At 65.7% G+C, this 18,233-nt stretch carries 17 protein-coding genes; 14 read left to right on the top strand and 3 right to left on the bottom strand.

All coding sequences use genetic code 11. The features are described from left to right. Position 1 precedes the first annotated feature (1 nt). From VGU00_RS07890 to VGU00_RS07905, 4 genes are all read left to right on the top strand, one after another. Positions 2–1,414 carry an amidohydrolase gene (locus tag VGU00_RS07890; RefSeq protein ID WP_327467199.1) on the top strand — a complete coding sequence of 471 codons (1,413 nt, stop codon included), beginning with the start codon at positions 2–4 and terminating at the stop codon, positions 1,412–1,414. Continuing rightward, complete coding sequence (locus tag VGU00_RS07895; protein ID WP_327467201.1) at positions 1,411–2,712, top strand: amidohydrolase family protein; 1,302 nt, start codon at positions 1,411–1,413, stop codon at positions 2,710–2,712. Before VGU00_RS07890 ends, VGU00_RS07895 begins: the two co-directional genes overlap by 4 nt. A gap of 157 nt (positions 2,713–2,869) precedes the next feature. Next, on the top strand, positions 2,870–3,562 hold the full coding sequence (locus VGU00_RS07900) for an NnrU family protein (RefSeq protein WP_327467464.1): 693 nt from the start codon (positions 2,870–2,872) through the stop codon (positions 3,560–3,562). A gap of 7 nt (positions 3,563–3,569) precedes the next feature. Continuing rightward, positions 3,570–4,106 carry a DUF1003 domain-containing protein gene (locus tag VGU00_RS07905; RefSeq protein ID WP_327467202.1) on the top strand — a complete coding sequence of 179 codons (537 nt, stop codon included), beginning with the start codon at positions 3,570–3,572 and terminating at the stop codon, positions 4,104–4,106. A gap of 171 nt (positions 4,107–4,277) precedes the next feature. On the opposite strand, the gene VGU00_RS07910 is transcribed toward VGU00_RS07905, so the two are convergent. Together VGU00_RS07910 and VGU00_RS07915 are read right to left on the bottom strand one after the other, a co-directional pair. After that, entirely contained in the window at positions 4,278–5,273 is a 996-nt protein-coding gene (locus VGU00_RS07910; RefSeq protein WP_327467204.1) for an aldo/keto reductase, read from the bottom strand. Continuing rightward, positions 5,270–6,517 (bottom strand): dicarboxylate/amino acid:cation symporter, encoded by a 1,248-nt coding sequence (locus VGU00_RS07915; RefSeq protein WP_327467206.1) that lies wholly within the window; start codon positions 6,515–6,517, stop codon positions 5,270–5,272. The genes VGU00_RS07910 and VGU00_RS07915 overlap by 4 nt, the downstream gene beginning before the upstream one ends. A gap of 171 nt (positions 6,518–6,688) precedes the next feature. Between VGU00_RS07915 and glmM the strand changes: the two genes are divergently transcribed. The 7 genes from glmM (at position 6,689) to folP (ending at position 13,375) form a co-directional block, all read left to right on the top strand. Then, entirely contained in the window at positions 6,689–8,023 is a 1,335-nt protein-coding gene (glmM, locus tag VGU00_RS07920) for a phosphoglucosamine mutase (protein WP_327467208.1), read from the top strand. 35 nt (positions 8,024–8,058) lie between these two features. Beyond that, on the top strand, positions 8,059–8,283 hold the full coding sequence (locus tag VGU00_RS07925) for a DUF1272 domain-containing protein (RefSeq protein ID WP_327467210.1): 225 nt from the start codon (positions 8,059–8,061) through the stop codon (positions 8,281–8,283). Then, entirely contained in the window at positions 8,280–9,425 is a 1,146-nt protein-coding gene (gene thiD, locus VGU00_RS07930) for a bifunctional hydroxymethylpyrimidine kinase/phosphomethylpyrimidine kinase (protein WP_327467212.1), read from the top strand. Before VGU00_RS07925 ends, thiD begins: the two co-directional genes overlap by 4 nt. Continuing rightward, positions 9,422–9,976, top strand: coding sequence for a ribonuclease HII (locus VGU00_RS07935; protein ID WP_327467214.1), 555 nt, complete (start codon positions 9,422–9,424; stop codon positions 9,974–9,976). Before thiD ends, VGU00_RS07935 begins: the two co-directional genes overlap by 4 nt. Positions 9,977–9,992: 16 nt before the next feature. After that, on the top strand, positions 9,993–10,889 hold the full coding sequence (locus tag VGU00_RS07940; protein ID WP_327467216.1) for an oxidoreductase: 897 nt from the start codon (positions 9,993–9,995) through the stop codon (positions 10,887–10,889). A gap of 216 nt (positions 10,890–11,105) precedes the next feature. Next, the gene (locus VGU00_RS07945; protein ID WP_327467218.1) at positions 11,106–12,245 is read left to right on the top strand and encodes a site-specific DNA-methyltransferase; all 1,140 of its coding nucleotides are present in this window, start codon (positions 11,106–11,108) and stop codon (positions 12,243–12,245) included. After that, positions 12,245–13,375: a dihydropteroate synthase gene (gene folP, locus VGU00_RS07950; protein WP_327467220.1), complete on the top strand. Its 1,131-nt coding sequence runs from the start codon at positions 12,245–12,247 to the stop codon at positions 13,373–13,375. The genes VGU00_RS07945 and folP overlap by 1 nt, the downstream gene beginning before the upstream one ends. Here folP and VGU00_RS07955 read toward each other — a convergent pair. Beyond that, on the bottom strand, positions 13,372–14,775 hold the full coding sequence (locus VGU00_RS07955; RefSeq protein ID WP_414713511.1) for a sigma-54-dependent transcriptional regulator: 1,404 nt from the start codon (positions 14,773–14,775) through the stop codon (positions 13,372–13,374). The two genes, folP and VGU00_RS07955, sit on opposite strands and share 4 nt — an antisense overlap. Positions 14,776–15,037: 262 nt before the next feature. On the opposite strand from VGU00_RS07955, the gene VGU00_RS07960 reads away from it, so the two are divergent. Genes VGU00_RS07960 through VGU00_RS07970 form a run of 3 tightly spaced genes read left to right on the top strand, consistent with a single transcriptional unit; the run spans position 15,038 to position 18,152 of the window. Then, entirely contained in the window at positions 15,038–15,160 is a 123-nt protein-coding gene (locus VGU00_RS07960; RefSeq protein WP_058803880.1) for an aa3-type cytochrome c oxidase subunit IV, read from the top strand. A gap of 13 nt (positions 15,161–15,173) precedes the next feature. Continuing rightward, positions 15,174–16,295: an NAD(P) transhydrogenase subunit alpha gene (locus VGU00_RS07965; protein ID WP_327467225.1), complete on the top strand. Its 1,122-nt coding sequence runs from the start codon at positions 15,174–15,176 to the stop codon at positions 16,293–16,295. A gap of 39 nt (positions 16,296–16,334) precedes the next feature. Beyond that, positions 16,335–18,152, top strand: a complete 1,818-nt coding sequence (locus VGU00_RS07970) for a DUF885 domain-containing protein (protein WP_327467227.1) — start codon at positions 16,335–16,337, stop codon at positions 18,150–18,152. Positions 18,153–18,233 lie beyond the last annotated feature (81 nt).

Raw genomic sequence — 18,233 nt, forward strand, 5'->3', positions numbered from 1 at the left:
GATGATCAGGGGTGTGAAGGGCAGCCTGCTGGCTGCGGTGTCGCTGGCGCTCGTCGGTTGCGCAGCGACCGGAAGCGAAGCGAAATCGGCGGGCGATGAGCCCGCCGCGCCGGCCGCCAAGCCGGTCAAGTTCAACAAGGATCCCTATCCGTCGACGTACAAGGGATATCCGACCCGCCTGACGGTGGTGAAGGGTGTCACCATCTTCGACGGCGAGGGCGGGCGGATCGACAATGGCTCGATCGTGATGACGAGCGGCAAGGTCGACCGCATCGGCGGACCCGACATGGAATTGCCGACCGACGCCGACGTGATCGACGGCACGGGCAAGTTCCTCACCCCCGGCGTGATCGACATCCACAGCCACCTTGGCGACTATCCCTCGCCCGGCGTCGACGCGCATTCGGACGGCAATGAAGCGACGTCGCCGACGACGCCCGAAGTCTGGTCCGAACATAGCGTCTGGCCGCAGGACCCGGGGTTCAGCCGCGCGCTCGCCAATGGCGGCGTGACCGCGCTTCAGGTCCTGCCGGGCAGCGCGAACCTGATGGGCGGACGCTCGATCACGCTCAAGAATGTGCCCTCGCGGACGGTGCAGGGGATGAAGTTCCCCGGCGCGCCCTATGGCCTGAAAATGGCGTGCGGCGAGAATCCGAAGCGTGTCTATGGCGGCAAGGGGCGCATGCCTTCGACCCGCATGGGCAATTTCGCGGTCAACCGCGCGACCTGGCAGAAGGCCGCGGCGTACAAGAAGAAGATGGACGACGGGAAAGCCGTCGACCGCGACCTTGCGATGGAAACGCTCGCGGGCGTGCTGTCGGGCGAAATCCTCGTCCACAATCATTGCTATCGCGCCGATGAAATGGCGCTCGTCATCGATATGTCGAAGGAATTCGGCTACAAGGTGTCGACCTTCCACCATGCGGTCGAAAGCTACAAGATCGCCGATATCCTTGCGAAAGAGGGCATTTGCTCGGCGATGTGGGCCGACTGGTGGGGCTTCAAGATGGAAGCCTATGACAGCGTCAACGAGAATATCCCGCTCGTCTACAAGGCGGGTGCGTGCACGATCGTCCATTCGGACGATGCGAACCAGATCCAGCGGCTGAACCAGGAGGCCGCGAAAGCGCGCGCTGCCGGACGCCGCATCGGGATCGACGTCAGTGACGAGCAGGCGTGGACATGGCTGTCGTATAACCCGGCGAAAGCGCTGGGCATCGCCGACCGGACGGGCAGCCTGAAGCCCGGCAAGATGGCCGACGTCGTGCTGTGGAACGGCAATCCGTTCAGCGCCTATACGCGCCCCGAGAAGGTCTGGATCGACGGCGCGCTGATGTTCGACGCCAATGATCCGAAGCGGCGCCCGGTGAGCGATTTCGAACTGGGCCAGCCGGGTGAAGGAGACGTGAAATGATCCGCGCGCTTCTTCTTTCCGCTGCCGCCGTCATCGCGGTTCCGGCCGCGGCGCAGGACGTCGCGATCGTCAATGCGAAGCTCGTCATCGGCGACGGCAGCGCGCCCGTCGATGGCGGCACCGTCGTCGTACGCGGGGGCAAGGTCGTCGCGGCGGGCGCCGGCGTGGCCGTGCCTGCAGGCATCGAGCGCGTCGACGCGCAGGGCAAATATGTGACCCCGGGCATCGTCGCGGCATTCAGCCGCGTCGGGCTGACCGAGGTCGATGCCGTCACCGGCACCAACGATCGTTCGGCCAACCGCTCGCGCTTTTCGGCGGGGCTCGATATCGCCCCGGCGCTGAACCCGATGGGGTCGCCCGTCGCGGTCAACCGCGCCTCGGGCGTGACGCGCGCGATCGTCGCGCCGCAGAGCAGCAGCAATCTGTTCGCGGGGCAGGGCGCGGTCGTCGACCTTGCCGACGACATGGACATGGTGACCAAGCCGCGCGCGCTGCAATATGTTGCGTTCGGCGAGGATGGATCGGCCAAGGCGGGCGGCAGCCGCGCCGCGACCTTCCTGCTGTTCCGCGAACAATTGCTGGCGGCGCGCAGCTATGCGCGCAACCCCGCGACGCTCGCCGAATGGGACAATGACGCGATGATCCAGCGCGCCGATGCCGATGCGCTCGTCCGCGTGATCGACGGCACGACGCCGCTGTTCGTGCGCGTCGACCGCGCCGCCGACATCGTCAATGTGCTCAAGCTGCGGCAGGATTTTCCCGCGCTGAAGCTGGTGCTCGTCGGCGTGACCGAGGGCTGGCTGGTCGCGCGCGAAATCGCCGCGGCGAAGGTGCCGGTGCTCGTATCGCCGCTTACCGATCTGCCGGGCACGTTCGAGCAGCTTGGCGCGACGCAGTCGAACGCGGGTCGCCTGAAGGCCGCGGGCGTCGATGTGTCCGTCGGGGTGTTCGACGACGATGATGCACACAAGATGGGTTATGCGACGCAATATGCCGGCAACCTCGTCGGCCTCGCCCGGGTTCCGGGTGCGAGCGGCATGACCTGGGATCAGGCGTTCGCCTCGATCAGCAGCGTCCCCGCGCGCGCGGTCGGTATGGAAGGCAGCATCGGTTCGCTGCGTCCGGGCCGCGCCGGCGACGTCGTGATCTGGGACAATGATCCGCTCGAACTCGGCAGCCGTCCGACCGCGATCTGGATCGACGGCAAGGCGCAGTCGCTGACAACGCGGCAGGACCGCCTGCGCGACCGTTATCTGACGCCGCAGGAAGGGGCGCTCCCCAAAGCCTACGACCGCTAGGGAGAAGGCAGGCGTTTTCACGCCTGCCTCTTTCGATACTCACTATGTTGACACTGTTATCTTTGTGGCGGATGGTGCGCGCACGACGCCGCGATTCGTCCGCAGGGCGGGATCGACGGCGCAAACTCACTCGATGAGGGGATTGGCCGTGCAACCGATGTCGCTTCTGATCACCACCTGCATCCTGTTCGTCGGATCGCACCTCGCGCTGTCGCACCCGCTGCGTGACGGGCTGGCGGGACGGCTCGGAGAACGGGGATTCCAGATTACCTATTCGATCGTCGCGATCGCGACCTTCATCCTGATCGTCCAGGCCTGGCGCGGGATGCCGCCCGAACCGCCGCTGTGGACCGTCGACGATCCGCTCTGGATTCTTGCGTCGCTGATCGTGCTGTTCGCGAGCATCCTGTTCATGGGATCGCTGATCGGCAATCCGGCGCTGCCGGCGCCGCACGCCAAGCGGGATGCGGCGGCGACGCCGCGCGGGGTGTTCGCGATAACGCGGCACCCGATGATGTGGGGCTTCGCGCTGTGGGCGCTCGCGCATGCGCTGGTGATGCCGACCCCGGGGCAGATCGTGCTGTCGGCGACGATCGCTTTCCTCGCGCTCGTCGGATCGGCGGGGCAGGATGCGAAGAAGGCGCGGCTGATGGGCGATGCCTGGCGCGGCTGGGCGGCGCGGACGAGTTTCCTGCCCTATGCGCGGCAGATCGGCGGCACGGCGACATGGGCCGAAGCGATCCCGCGCCCGCATGCCCTGCTGGGCGGAATATTGCTTTGGATTGTTGCGACCTGGGCGCATGGTGCGCTCGGCTATATGGTCGCCGGTATCTGGCGCTGGGTCGGTTAGGAGCCGAATGAACGCGGTCACGCATCTCAACGATTTGTCATTGCGATTGCTGGGCCGGGCGTTCGACCAGCTCGATGTCGAAGAAAAACGGGTGGTCGAAGCGATCGCCGCCCGCGCGCCGAGCAGCCGCGATGCCGCCGATATCGAGGATGCGCAGGCGAGCTACGGCGACCGGCTGGCCGACAAGGTCGCGGCGGTGGGCGGTTCGTGGGGCTTCATCATCGTTTTTTCGCTGGTGCTGCTTGGCTGGATGCTGCTCAATTCCGAGATACTCGAGCGCTGGGGGCTGGCGTTCGATCCCTATCCGTTCATCTTCCTGAACCTGATGCTCTCGACGCTCGCCGCCGTGCAGGCGCCGATCATCATGATGAGCCAGAACCGGCAGGCCGCGAAGGACCGGCTGACCGCGAGTGTCGATTACGAAATCAACCTGCGCGCCGAGCTGGAGATCATGCGGCTGCACGAGAAGCTCGACCAGATGCGGATCAGCGAGCTGGCAGCAAAGGTTGATGAATTGTGCGCGCGGATGGATGCGAAGGGTTAGGTTGAGGATCGAGGATTGAAGTCGGCTAAGGGGTGGGAAGCTGCCACTCCTAATATCCGTCATCCCGGCGAAGGCCGGGATCTCACCCTCTCGAAATGACGCGCCGGCGAGATCCCGGCCTTCGCCGGGATGACGAGGATAGAGGCGGCAGCAATCGGTCGGTAGCCGCCGCTAAAGCCGCACCATCCGCATGCCCATCTCGCCATAGCGCGGGCCGCTCGTTCCGCCCTTCGGCGCGGCCGCGTCGATCGCGGCGAGATCGTCGGCGGTGAGCGTGACTTCGGCCGCCGCGACGCTGTCTTCCATTGTTGCGCGGCGCTTGGTGCCGGGGATCGGGACGATATCGTCGCCCTGCGCGAGCAGCCAAGCGAGCGCGACCTGCGCTTTCGAGGCGCCATGCTTGCCGGCGACCGCGCCGATCGCGTCGACGATCGCGAGGTTGGCGGGCAGATTCTCGTCCGAATAGCGCGGGTCGTTACGGCGCCAGTCATTTTCGGGAAGTTCGTCGCGGCTGCGCACCGCGCCCGCGAGGAAGCCGCGGCCGAGCGGCGAATAGGGGACGAAGCCGATGCCATTGTCGCGGCACGCGCCGAGGATATCGTCCTCGATATCGCGCTCCCAGATCGAATATTCGCTCTGCAGCGCGGTGATCGGCGCGGCTTTTGCGGCGCGGCGGATCGTGTCGGCGCCGGCTTCGGACAGCGCGATGTGGCGGACCTTGCCTTCCTTCACCAGTTCCATCATCCCGCCGACGGTTTCCTCGATCGGCACCGACGGGTCGACGCGGTGCTGGTAGAAAAGGTCGATCGTGTCGATGCCGAGCCGCTGGAGCGAGCCTTCGCACGCGGCGCGCGCGTTGGCGGGAGAGCCGTCGACGCCGACGATCTGCGGGCCGTCGAACTTAAAGCCGAATTTGGTCGCGATGACGAGGCCGTCGCGCTTTCCCTGGATCGCCTCGCCCAGCAGTTCCTCATTGCTGAACGGGCCATAGATTTGCGCCGTGTCGAAAAAGGTGACGCCAAGGTCGATCGCGCGGTGGATCGTGCGCGTCGATTCATCGAGATCGGCGGCTTCGCCATAGAGGATGTTGCCGCCCTTGATCATCGGCATACAGCCGATGCCGATCGCCGAGACTTCGAGGCCGTGGCCGAGCTTGCGATATTTCATGGCGTTTCTCCTGCTGGTTCGTCGTCGACGCCGGCGGCGGCGACCTTCGTTGCGGTGACATCGCCAATCACATTGCCGAGTGTCCGGAAGATGTCAGGAAATGTCTCGACGGCGACGAGCAGGCCGAGCGGTGCGACAGGGACGCCCATGGCGCCTGCAATGGGCGCGATCGAGGTGACAAAGCTGATCGAACCAGGAAGGCTGACCGATGAGAGCGCGGCTGCGAGTGCAACCGCGAGCCCGACCGCCATTTCCCACGGGCTGAGTTCGATTTTGAACAGCCATGCGACGTAAATGACCACGGCGATGTTCATCGCCGGGCTGGTGAAGCGGAAGAGCGCGACGGCAAGCGGGAGTACGATGTCGGCTTTTTTGGGCTCGACGCCGAGCTCTTCCGATGCGCGCAGCATTGCGGGCAGGCTGGCAAGCGAGCTTTGCGTGCTGATCGCGACCGCCAGAGTTGGCACCATCGCGCGAATGAAGCGTGGCAACGGTACCCCGGCGACGAGCCATGCGAGCAGCAGGCCAAGAAGGATGCAGCAGATACCTACGACCGAAAGGATCAGGACATAGTGAACCAGCCCGCCGAAGGCCGCGACCCCGGCCTTGACCGCGAGCGCATAACCCAGTGCGAAAACGCCGATCGGCGCGAGCGCGAGCACCCAGCCGATGACAATCAGCATCGTGTCGCCCAGCGCCTTGAACAGGCCTGATAATGACGCACGCTGTTCGGGGCCGACGCGGGTGATCGCAAAGGCGAAGATCGTGGTGAAGACGATGAGTGGCAACACCGTCGTTTCGGCCGCTGCGGCGATCGGGTTGGACGGGAGCAGGCCCAGCACGAAGTCGGCAAAAGAGGGCGAGGGTGGCGCTTCGCCTGCGCCGCCGAGTCCCTTGCGAAGCGCCGCTGCGGTCGCGTCCGCCATCGGGAAAACCCGAAGCAGCAAAGGCGTGACGATCAGCGACATCAGCCCGGTGAGCGTGATCCCGACCATGAAGACCAGCACCGATCGTGCCGCGAGCTTGCCCGCGCGCGCGGCGTCGGCGGTCGCCGTGATCCCGGTAACGAGCAGCGCAACGATCAGCGGGATGATCGTCATCGTCAATGCCTTTAGCCACAGCAGGCCGGCGGTCTCGACATAGGGCAGGGCGGCGGTTCCGGTCGCGGGCGCGACCAGATCCATCGCGATCCCGAGCAACATGCCGGCGATCAGCGCCGAAAGGATGAACCAGGCGGATTTCAAGACGGATTCTCCCGGCGAATTTTATGGTCAGCTTGCCAAGCAAAAGAGGGTGACATAGAGCACCTGCCGAAAGAAGTGGGAACCGGTTTTTGGGCCGAGAAGCTCTTCGATGGGGCCATCCCGGGGAGCCGGGGAAGGTCCTGTCGACCCGGCTTAGGTAGCAGAGGTGACATGCGCAAGTTTTTCGGAACCGACGGGATTCGCGGGCTGACGAACCAGATCCCGATGACGGTCGAGGTTGCGATGCGCGTCGGCATGGCGGCGGGCGCGCATTTCCTGCGCGGCGACCACAAGCATCGCGTCGTGATCGGCAAGGATACGCGCCTGTCGGGCTATATGCTCGAAAATGCGCTTGTTGCGGGCTTCACCAGCGTCGGCATGGACGTGGTGCAGGTCGGCCCGATGCCGACCCCGGCGATCGCGATGCTCACGCGCTCGATGCGCGCCGACCTCGGCGTGATGCTGTCGGCGAGTCACAATCCTTTTCACGACAATGGAATCAAGCTGTTCGGGCCCGACGGATATAAATTGTCCGACGAGGACGAGGCGCAGATCGAATATCTGCTCGCCCAAAACCCGCCGCTTGCGGAACCCGCGCATATCGGGCGCGCGAAGCGCATCGACGACGCGCGCGGCCGCTATATCCACGCGGTGAAGCAGAGCCTGCCCGAATCGATCCGCCTCGACGGGCTGAAGATGGTGCTCGATTGCGCCAATGGCGCCGCGTACAACAGCGCGCCGACGGTGTTCTGGGAGCTGGGCGCCGACGTCGTTGCGGTCGGCGTCACGCCCAACGGGATCAACATTAACGACAAATGCGGATCGACTGCGCCCGCATTGCTGCAGGAAACGGTCGTCGCGAGCGGCGCCGACATCGGCATCGCACTCGACGGCGACGCCGACCGGCTGATCGTCGTCGATGAAAAGGGCGCGATCGTCGACGGCGACCAGATCATGGGGCTGATCGGCGCGAGCTGGGCGCGGCAGGGGCGGCTGAAGGGCGGCGGCGTCGTCGCGACGGTGATGTCGAACCTCGGCCTCGAACGCTTCCTCGAAGGCGAAGGGCTGCGGCTCGAACGCACGAAAGTCGGCGACCGCTATGTCCTCGAACGGATGCGCGAAGGCGGCTTCAACGTCGGCGGCGAACAGTCGGGGCATATGATCCTGTCCGACTATGCCACGACCGGCGACGGCACACTCGCCGCGTTGCAGGTGCTCGCCGAGTTGGTGACCGCCGGAAAGCCCGCGAGCGAATTGCTGCACCAGTTCGATCCGGTGCCGCAGCTTTTGAAGAATGTTCGCTTCGCGGGCGGCAAGCCGCTCGACGATGCGCAGGTGCAGGCGGCAATCGCCGAAGGCGAAGCCGCGCTGAACGGCCGCGGCCGTCTGGTGATCCGCCCGTCGGGCACCGAGCCGCTGATCCGCGTGATGGCCGAAGGCGACGATGCCGGCGAGGTCGAGCGCGTCGTCGACATGATCTGCGACGCCGTCCGCGCCGCGGCATAACCATTTCGATTTTTGAAAACTGAAAGAGATTTACCATGCTTGAGATGCGACCCGATTGTGAAAAGTGCGGCCGCGATTTGCCCGCCGATCTTCACGGCGCCTTCATCTGCTCGTTCGAATGCACCTTCTGCGCGAACTGCGCCGACAAGCTCGACGAGATTTGCCCCAATTGCGGCGGCGACCTGCTCGACCGGCCGCTCCGCGAAGGCGCGGCATTGGCGAAATTTCCCGCGTCGACGGAGCGAAAGCATAAGGGGTGACCGCGCGCGTCCTGATTATTGCCGGGTCGGATAGCGGCGGCGGCGCGGGCATCCAAGCCGACATCAAGGCGGTCACGATGCTCGGCGGCCATGCGATGACCGCGATCACCGCGATCACCGCGCAGAATACGCTGGGGGTGCAGGGCGTCCATCCGGTCCCGACCGCGATGGTGCTCGCGCAGATCGACAGCGTTGCGTCGGATATCGGCGTCGACGCGGTCAAGATCGGCATGATCGGCAGCGCCGAAACCGCCGCGGCGGTGGCGGAGCGGCTCTCGCAGCCCGACCTCGCGCAGGCGGCGCTCGTGTTCGATCCGGTGATGATTGCGACGAGCGGGTCGGTGCTCGCCGACGCCGCGACGATCGACGCGTTCCGCGCGCTGCTGAACCGTGCGATGGTCGCGACGCCGAACCTGCCGGAGCTGGAAGCCTTGGGCGGCGAAGACGCGGTGCTCGCGCACGGCTGCTCGCTGCTCGTCAAGGGTGGTCACGCCGAGGGCGAAACGGTGACCGACCGCCTGCTCGAAACGGGCGAGGGCGAAGTCGCGCGCTGGGAAGCGCCGCGCATCGACACGCCGCACAGCCATGGTACCGGCTGCACGCTCGCGAGTGCGATCGCCACGGGGCTCGCACAGCGCATGCCTCTCGAGCCCGCGATCGCGCGTGCGCGCGATTTCGTGCGGCTGTCGCTGCACGATGCGCCGGGGCTGGGGCAGGGGCACGGCCCGATGGGGCAGCAGTTCGTGCGCAACGACGGGTTGTTCACCGGCCCGGCGCTCAACCAGATCACGCTGCCGGCAAATGATTACGCCGTGTCGGTCGCCTTCTACAAACAGATGGGGCTGAAGCAGATCGTCGATAGTCCGGACAATGGCTATGCGCGGTTCGAGGCCGCGAACGGCGTGACGCTGTCGATCCATGTCGGCGACGGCAGCGCAGGCGGGGCGACGGCCTATCTCGAAAGCGGCGCGCTCGACGCATGGGTCGCCTATCTGGCGCGGCGCGGCGTGCGGTTCGAGCAGGTGCCGAAGGATGAGGAATGGGGCTGGCGCGAGGCGCGGCTGGCCGATCCCGCGGGCAATCGGCTCTGCCTCTATCAGGCGGCCGAATATCGGCGTTATCCGCCCTGGCGGATCGCGTGATCGTCGGGGTCGACGAAGCCGGCCGCGGGCCGCTGGCGGGGCCGGTCGTCGCGGCGGCGGTGCTGCTGTGCGAGGGCGGCATTGCCGGGCTCGACGACAGCAAGAAGTTGACGGCAAAGCGGCGCGGCGAGCTCGAGGTCGAGATCAAGGCGCGCTGCCGCTGGGGCGTCGGCGAAGCGAGCGTTGCGGAAATCGACCGCATCAACATCTTGCAGGCGACTTTCCTCGCGATGACGCGCGCGGTCGAGGCGCTGGGCTTCGACCCGCACGAGGTGCTCGTCGACGGCAACCGCCTGCCCAAATGGCGCTACAGCGCGCGCGCGATCATCGGCGGCGATGCGCTGCACCCTTGCATTTCGGCGGCCAGTATCCTTGCGAAGGAACATCGCGACCGCGTCATGGTCGCGGCGGCGCGCGATTATCCCGGTTTTGGTTGGGAAACCAACATGGGCTATGGTACCGCGCATCATCTCGCGGCGTTGCGTCAGCATGGGCCGACGCCGCATCATCGGACCAGTTTTGCCCCGGTCGCACAAATGCAGCTGGTCTGAAGCCGAGGGGAAGACGATGCGCAGCGGATTTACGGCCGACGATGTCGGTGCGCAAACGGGCAGGCGCTTCCTTGTCACCGGTGCCAATGCTGGCATCGGTTTCGAAGTTTCCAAGGTGCTCGCCGCGCGCGGCGGCCATGTGGTCCTCGCATGCCGCGACGCCGACAAGGCCGGGGCGGCGATGAACCGCATCCGTGTCGATGTACCGAACGCCGAATTGTCGTTCCAGCCGATCGACCTCGCCGATATCGACCAGGTCCGCGACGCCGCTAAAGCGATATCGTCGGGACCGCGGATCGACGTGCTGGTGAACAATGCCGGGGTGATGATCCCGCCGAAGACGCTGACGAAACAGGGCTATGAACTGCAATTTGGGGTCAACCACCTCGGCACTTTCGCGCTGACCGGCCTCATCCATCCGCATGTCGACGACCGCATCGTGATTACGGGCAGCATCGCGCACAAGAACGGCGCGATGGACTACAGCGACCTGTCGGCGTCGCGCAGCTATCACAATTGGGCGCGCTACCAGATGAGCAAGCTCGCGAACCTGCTCCACATGTTCGAGCTCGACCGACGATTGAGCGCGGCGGGACGCGCGACGCAGGCGATCGGCTGTCACCCCGGCGTCGCGCTGACCGAGCTGACGCGCCACCTGCCGCTGCCGCTTCGTACGATGACGCCGCTCGCTGGGCCCTTCTTCAACAGCGCGGCGCAGGGCAGCTGGCCGACCTTGCAGGCGGCGACCGGCGCGCGCGTTCAGGGCGGCGACTATCTGGGGCCGCAGGGGCTTGGTGAGATATCGGGGCGGTCGGGGCCGGCGCGTGCGACGCGCACCGCGCGCGACCCGAAGCTGGCGCGCGAGCTGTGGATGCGTTCGATCGATCTCACCGGGGTCGACCCCGGTCTTTGACCCCGCCGCAAAATTTTTTTCGCGGGTGAGTCTTCATCGCCACACCACCAGTGGTTGAGTCCCCGATTCGCCGACGACTCCATATGTCGTGGCAGACTCCTTTCGTTCTCATTCCGTTAACCAGTTAGTGACGCGGAATCCCTAGAGTCCTGCGCTTGACGGCGGACTCCGCCTGACTCATCAGGGCCTTCTTTCAGTCGAAGACAGGGGCAAAACATGGGTGTGATGGAACGGGTCAAGGCGCCGGCGACAAAGCAGCGGACGCCCAAGGTCGACCCCGCGGACCTGCCGCTCGACAGCATTTTGCAGGGCGATTGCGTCGAAATGATGCGCTCGCTTCCGGCGGCGTCGGTCGACATGATCTTCGCCGATCCGCCCTATAATCTCCAGCTCGGCGGCGACCTGCTGCGTCCCGATGGCAGCCAGGTCGATGCCGTCGACGACGACTGGGACAAGTTCGACAGCCTTGCGACCTACGACCGCTTCACCCACGCCTGGCTCAAGGAAGCGAAACGCATCCTGAAGCCGAACGGCAGCATCTGGGTGATCGGCAGCTATCACAACATCTTCCGCGTCGGCACCGCGTTGCAGGACAATGGATACTGGATCCTGAACGACATCGTGTGGCGCAAGGCGAACCCGATGCCGAACTTCAAGGGCACGCGCTTCACCAATGCGCATGAGACTTTGATCTGGGCGTCGATGGGCGAAAAGTCGCGCTATACCTTCAACTATCGCGCGATGAAGACGCTGAACGACGAGCTTCAGATGCGGTCGGACTGGCTGATCCCGATCTGCGGCGGTCAGGAGCGTTTGAAAAAGGGCGGTACGAAGGTCCATCCGACCCAGAAACCCGAAGCCTTGCTCTATCGCATCCTGCTTGCCTGCTCGAACCCGGGCGACGTGGTTCTCGATCCCTTTTTCGGTACGGGCACGACGGGGGCGGTCGCGAAGCGCCTCGGCCGTCATTTCATCGGCATCGAGCGCGAGGACGATTATATCGCGGCCGCGCTGGAGCGTATCGAGCTGGCGCTGCCGCTCGACGAAAGCGCGGTCAAGACGATGATGGCGCCGAAGGCCGCGACGCGCGTCGCATTCGGCACGCTCGTCGAATGCGGCATGATCGCGCCGGGCACGATACTTACCGACACGAAGCGCCGCTGGAAGGCGAAGGTACGCGTCGACGGCAGCCTTGAATGCGACGGCCAGCCCGCGGGGTCGATCCACAAGGTTGGTGCGGGTTTGCAGGGCGCGCCGAGCTGCAACGGCTGGACCTTCTGGCACGTCGATACCGGCAAGGAACTGCGCGTGATCGACGCGGTGCGGCAGGACTGGTTGCTGGCGAACGAAGCCTGATGTTTCAGCCGCTGACCAAGCCCGACCTCGGCGCCGCGTCGGCGGATGCGCAAATCTATTGCCGCCCGACCTGCTTCGTCGATCGGCCGCACGAACTCGACGACGATTGCCTGCGGATCGCCGACACGATGGTCTGGTTCGCCGCCTGGCATGTCAGCCTGCGCGACGATGGCGTCGTCAGGTCGGCGATCGTTACCGTGGCCGAATGGACGGACTGGATCGCGGCGATGCCCGACCCGCTCGCGGCCGCGGCGGCGGCGCAGCGCGCCGGCGTGCTCCGCCCGCGCGGCGCCCTTCAACTCGGCGGGCGGACGATCCGGCTGAACGAGCCGCAGCTCATGGGCATATTGAACGTTACGCCCGACAGTTTTTCAGACGGCGGCAAGCATATCGACGTCTTCGCCGCGGCCGAAGCCGGCTTCGCTATGGGATCGGCAGGCGCGGCGATCATCGATGTCGGTGGCGAATCGACGCGGCCGGGTGCGCCGCTCGTCTGGGAAGGTGATGAAATCAAGCGGATCGAAGGCGTTGTGGCGGCGCTGGCGAATGGCGGGGTCGCGGTCTCGATCGACACGCGCAAAGCTGCCGTCATGGAAGCCGCGCTCGCTGCAGGGGCGCGAATCGTCAACGACATATCGGCGCTGCGCTATGACGACCGCGCGATGGAAGTCGTCGTGCACGCAGGCTGCCCCGTCGTGCTGATGCACGCGCCGTCGGCGAAGAGCGATCCCCACGAAGGCGGCGACTATGAGCATGTCCTGTTCGACGTATACGACATGCTCGCCGAGCGCGTCTCGGCGTGCATCGCCGCCGGGGTCGACCCGGCAAGGATCATCGTCGATCCGGGACTCGGCTTCGGTAAGGGGGTCGGCGACAATCTGGCGCTGGTCAACGGAATGGCGCTGTTCCACACATTGGGCTGTCCGATCCTGTTCGGGGCCAGCCGCAAAAGGATGATCGGCGCGCTCGATAATGAGGCGGCGGCCGACCAGCGGCTCGGCGGCACGGTGGCGCTGCACTATCAGGCTGCAGCGCAGGGCGCGCAGTTGCTGCGCGTGCACGATATCGCGGAAAACCGCCAGGCGCTGCGCGTGTGGCGCGGTCTCCGGGATGCGGCGCTGACGGCCTAGGCGGCCGTATCGATCCCGAGATCGCTCAATTTGCGATAGAGTGTCGAACGGCCGATACCCAGCCGGCGGGCGACTTCGCTCATACGGCCGCGATAATGGCCGATGGCGAGGCGGATAACGTCGGCCTCGATGTCCTCGAGCGGACGCAAATTGCCGTCGGGCAGGTAGAGCGTGACGCCGATGGCTTCGCCGTTGATCGCGACTTCGCCTTCGCCCGCCGGGCTTCCGCCGCCGAGCGCAGCCTCGATCGCACGGAAATCGGCGCTGGTGAGCACGTCGGTTTTGCTTTCGACCGCAGCGCGGAACAGCACGTCCTGAAGCTGGCGGACGTTGCCCGGCCAGGCATAGGCGGCGAGCAGGCGCAGCGCGTCGTCGGTGACGCCGATCGGTCCCATGCCGGGCAGGCCGCCGATGCGGGCAAGCAGGTGGCGCGCGAGCGGGCCGACGTCGCCGCGGCGTTCGGACAGCGAGGGCAGGGTGAATTGCGCGCTCGACAGCGCGTAGAACAGGTCTTCGCGGAAATGGCCGGCTTCGATAAGCTTGTCGAGCGGGCTGGCGCTGGTCGCGATGATGCGGACGTCGACGCTCTGGCGGATCGAACCGCCGATCATCTGGACTTCGCCGCTATTCAGGAATTCGACCAGCTTGGCCTGCGTTTCCAGCGGAATACATTCGACATGGTCGATGATGATACTGCCGCCGTCGGCCTGGACGAGCCGTCCGACCTGCCGGTCGAAGGCGCCGGCGAAGGCACCGCGCTCATGGCCGAACAGCCCGGACCCGATCAGGCCCGGCGAGACCGCCGAACAGTCGACCATTACCAGTGCGCCGCGCGCGCGCGGGCTGGCGCTGTGGATCGCGCGGGCAAAGACTTCCTTGCCGGTGCCGGGCTTGCCGTTGATCATCACCGGAACGCGCGCGCGCGCCGCCTTGGCGGCGATCGCGAGGGCGCTGCGGAAATTGGGGCTCGACCCGATGATCTCCTCGAATGCCAGCGGTGCGCGCAGCTTTTCGGTGAGCGGGCGAAGTTCGCCCTGCGGGCCGTTCGTCGATTCGACGCGGTCGAGCGCTTCGAGCAGACGGTCGGGCGCGATCGGCTTCTGGACGAAATCGCTCGCGCCGGCACGCATCGCGCCGACCGCAACCTCGACCCCGTTGCGCATCGTGATGACGACAAGCGGCAGCGCGGGGCGCCAGCGACGCAGTTCGGTTACGAATTCGGGGATCGACATGCCCGGGGCGCCCTGATCGAGCAGCACCGCGTCGAGCGCCATGCCTTCCTGCGTACCGAGCTTCGCCAGCGCGGTGTCGGTGTCTGCCGCGATCACGCTCCGCCAGCCGCCGCGCGACACCAATGCCGCCAGAAAGCGCTGCTGAGCAGGCTCGCTGTCGACAATCATCACTGTTCGCGTGTCGCGCGTGCTTGCCATCGTTCCGAATCTGCCCCTGAACCGACATATGGATGTGTTTGTTCCGCTGAGACCCGCTGGTCTACCCTAGAGGGGTAAAAGGGCGATTAAGGCCGTTTGACTTTTGGCACGCGGCGCGGCCTTCGGCTATTGAGCATAGGCGAGCGCGTGGCTAAGACCGGCGCGAAGGTCGATTCTGGCCCGGGCGCAGCGCGCCGGCGGCATCGAAACGGCAGCTGAAGGGGAAAGAGCCATGGCACAGCAGGAAATGAAGGCAGCCGAGGAAACCTACGCGGGTTTCATCAACCTGTTCAAGATCGGGTCGATCATCACGGCGATCGTCACCGTCGGCGTCGTCCTCCTCATCGCGTCCTGACCGGGCTTCGCGCATGCGCATCGCCGTCCTGAAGGAGCTCGCCGACGGCGAGACCCGCGTCGCCGCGACCCCCGAAACCGTGAAGAAATTCATCGGGCTGGGCGCCGAAGTTGCAGTCGAATCGGGGGCGGGCGACCATGCGTCGATCGCCGATGCCGATTATAGCGCCGCCGGCGCGAGCGTCGCCAAACGCGCCGATGTCCTGAAAGGTGCGAACATCATTCTGGGCGTGCAGGGCCCCGATCCGAAGGGGCTTGCCGGCTTCGCCGACGGAGCCTGGCTCGCAGCGGGGCTTAACCCGTTCGGTGAGCGCGCGCGCGTCGACGACTATGCTAAGCTCGGCATCGAGGCGCTGGCGATGGAATTCATGCCGCGCATCACGCGTGCGCAGTCGATGGATATCCTGTCGAGCCAGGCGAACCTCGCCGGTTACAAGGCGGTGCTGATCGCGGCGAACGCCTATGGCCGCGCCTTTCCGATGATGATGACCGCCGCGGGCACCGTCAGCGCCGCAAAAGCCTTTGTGATGGGCGTCGGCGTCGCGGGGCTGCAGGCGATTGCGACCGCACGCCGCCTCGGCGCGCAGGTCAGCGCGACCGACGTGCGTGCGGCAACGAAGGAACAGATTCTCAGCCTCGGCGCCAAGCCGATCTTCGTCGAGAGTGTCGCGGGGATCGAGGGCGAGGGCGCCGGCGGCTATGCCACCGAAATGTCCGACGAGTATAAGGCGGCGCAGGCCGAACTCGTGTCGTCGCATATCGCGAAGCAGGACATCGTCATCACCACGGCGCTGATCCCGGGGCGCCCCGCGCCGCGGCTGATATCGGATGCGCAGCTCGCGACGATGCGCAACGGCAGCGTGATCGTCGACATGGCGGCCGAAAGCGGCGGCAATGTCGAAGGTTCGGTGTCGGGCGAAGCGAAGAAGATCCACGGGGTTACCGTCATCGGCGCTAAGAATATCGCGGCAATGATGCCGGCGGACACCAGCGCCCTGTTCAGCCGCAACCTGTTCAATTTCCTGTCGGCGTTCTGGGACAAGGAAGCGGGCAAGCCCGTGCTCGACGAGGAAATCGGCAATGCGGTGCGCCTGACGCAGGGCGGCAAGGTCGTCAACGAGCGGCTGCTGGGCTGAACCCGCCGCAGCCTGGATATCAGGGAAAAGAGGAATCCGGTGCGGTTATCACGACGCGAATTTTCACTGGCGCTGGCGACCAGCGTCTTTGCTGCGCCTGCGGTGCGGGCAGCGGCGCAGGGCGGGACGGCCGACGCGGCGCTGACGGCCTTCCTCGACGCCGCATTCGAAGCCGAACTTGCGCTCGATCCCGAACAACTTACCAGCCTCGGGCGCAAGGAACAGCAAGACCGCTTTACCGACCCCGGCGATGCGGCGGCGGCGGCGCGGCTCGAATGGCGTCGTGGCAGCGTCGCAGCGATGAAAAAGCAGTTCGACCGTGCCAAACTTGGCGAGGATGCCCGCGTGTCCTACGACATGTGGGTACTCGAACTCGAGCGCGCCGAAGCGTCGACGAAGTGGCGCAGCCATGGCTATATCTTCGATCGCAACGGCCCGCACACCGGTCTGCCCAATTTCCTCATCAACCAGCACCGCGTCGACACGCCCGCCGATATGGAAGCCTATGTTGCACGCGTCACGGCGCTCGGCCCGACGCTCGACGGCTATCTGGACCGCGCCAAGGCTTCGGCGGCGAAGGGCATTCGCATGCCCGGTTTCGCTTACGACCAGTCGATCGAACTGATCGGACGGCTGACGAGCGGCGCGCCGTTCGGTGCGGGTGCCGACAATGCGCTCTACGCCGATGCGAAGGAAAAGGCGGCGGGGCTTGTCACCGCGAAAAAGATCGACGCGGCGGCAGCGGATGTCTTCACCGTGCGCATCGCCAAGGCGATGACCGGATCGATGAAGCCCGCCTATGACCGGATCAGGGCTTGGCTCGAAACCGATCGCGCCTCGGCGGCCAAGGACCCGCGCGGCGCGGGCGCGCTGCCCGATGGCGCTGCCTATTACAACGCGATGCTGCGGCTGCAGACGACGACCGGCATGACCGCCGACGAAATCCATGATCTCGGTCTCGCCGAAGTGACGCGGATCCGCGCCGAGATGGAGGCGCTCAAGGCGAAGATCGGTTATGAGGGCAAGCTCGAGGACTTCTTCGTCTTCCTGCGCAGCGATGACCGCTTTTATGTCGCGAACGACGATGCGGGCCGCGCCACCTATCTCAAAAAGGCCGAGGATTATCTGGCCGGCATGCGGGCACGCCTGCCCGAGCAGTTCGGGCGGCTGCCCAAGGCCGATCTGATCGTCAAGCGCGTCGAGGCGTTCCGCGAGGAACCGGGCGGTGCGGCGCATTATTCGCCCGCCGCGCTCGATGGTTCGCGCCCCGGCATCTATTATGTCCATCTCGCCGACACGCGCGCGACGCCGATCTACGAGATCGAGGGTACGACCTATCATGAGGGCCACCCCGGCCATCACATGCAGATCGCGCTGGCGCAGGAAATGACCGGCACGCCCGAATTCCGGAAGAATTACTTCTACGGCGCCTATGGCGAGGGCTGGGCGCTTTATGTCGAACGGCTCGCGAAGGAGATGGGCTTCTACACCGATCCCTATAGCGATTTCGGGCGGCTGGGCCGCGAAATCTGGCGCGCGATCCGCCTTGTTGTCGACACCGGCATCCACGCCAAGGGCTGGAGCGAGGAACAGGCGCTGGCTTTCTACACCGCCAATTCGCCGCAGCCGATAGGGAAGATCCGATCCGAAATCCGCCGCTATTTCGTGATGCCCGGGCAGGCGACCTCGTACAAGGTGGGCATGCAGCGCATCCTCGCGCTGCGCGAAAAGGCGCAGGCAGCGCTCGGCGACCGCTACGACCAGAAGATGTTCCACGAGGTCGTGCTGGGGCGCGGGTCGGTGCCGTTGCCGGTGCTGGAGGCACAGGTCGACCGCTGGATTGCAGCACCGGCCTGACCGGGCGTCGCGCGGCCGCTGGCATCCCCAATATTATTCGGGTTGCGGCGGGTTCGATATGAGCGGAATAGCTGTCACGGG

The sequence above is a fragment of the Sphingopyxis sp. genome, assembly GCF_035944815.1.
Taxonomy (GTDB): Bacteria; Pseudomonadota; Alphaproteobacteria; order Sphingomonadales; family Sphingomonadaceae; genus Sphingopyxis.

What these genes read in the sequence shown, in the direction of transcription:
- VGU00_RS07890 (WP_327467199.1), top strand. Translation starts at nt 2, where the DNA reads ATGATCAGGGGTGTGAAGGGCAGCCTGCTGGCTGCGGTGTCGCTGGCG.
- VGU00_RS07895 (WP_327467201.1), top strand. Translation starts at nt 1,411, where the DNA reads ATGATCCGCGCGCTTCTTCTTTCCGCTGCCGCCGTCATCGCGGTTCCG.
- VGU00_RS07900 (WP_327467464.1), top strand. Translation starts at nt 2,870, where the DNA reads ATGTCGCTTCTGATCACCACCTGCATCCTGTTCGTCGGATCGCACCTC.
- VGU00_RS07905 (WP_327467202.1), top strand. Translation starts at nt 3,570, where the DNA reads ATGAACGCGGTCACGCATCTCAACGATTTGTCATTGCGATTGCTGGGC.
- VGU00_RS07910 (WP_327467204.1), bottom strand. Translation starts at nt 5,273, where the DNA reads ATGAAATATCGCAAGCTCGGCCACGGCCTCGAAGTCTCGGCGATCGGC.
- glmM (WP_327467208.1), top strand. Translation starts at nt 6,689, where the DNA reads ATGCGCAAGTTTTTCGGAACCGACGGGATTCGCGGGCTGACGAACCAG.
- VGU00_RS07925 (WP_327467210.1), top strand. Translation starts at nt 8,059, where the DNA reads ATGCTTGAGATGCGACCCGATTGTGAAAAGTGCGGCCGCGATTTGCCC.
- VGU00_RS07940 (WP_327467216.1), top strand. Translation starts at nt 9,993, where the DNA reads ATGCGCAGCGGATTTACGGCCGACGATGTCGGTGCGCAAACGGGCAGG.
- VGU00_RS07945 (WP_327467218.1), top strand. Translation starts at nt 11,106, where the DNA reads ATGGGTGTGATGGAACGGGTCAAGGCGCCGGCGACAAAGCAGCGGACG.
- folP (WP_327467220.1), top strand. Translation starts at nt 12,245, where the DNA reads ATGTTTCAGCCGCTGACCAAGCCCGACCTCGGCGCCGCGTCGGCGGAT.
- VGU00_RS07955 (WP_414713511.1), bottom strand. Translation starts at nt 14,775, where the DNA reads ATGATTGTCGACAGCGAGCCTGCTCAGCAGCGCTTTCTGGCGGCATTG.
- VGU00_RS07960 (WP_058803880.1), top strand. Translation starts at nt 15,038, where the DNA reads ATGGCACAGCAGGAAATGAAGGCAGCCGAGGAAACCTACGCGGGTTTC.
- VGU00_RS07965 (WP_327467225.1), top strand. Translation starts at nt 15,174, where the DNA reads ATGCGCATCGCCGTCCTGAAGGAGCTCGCCGACGGCGAGACCCGCGTC.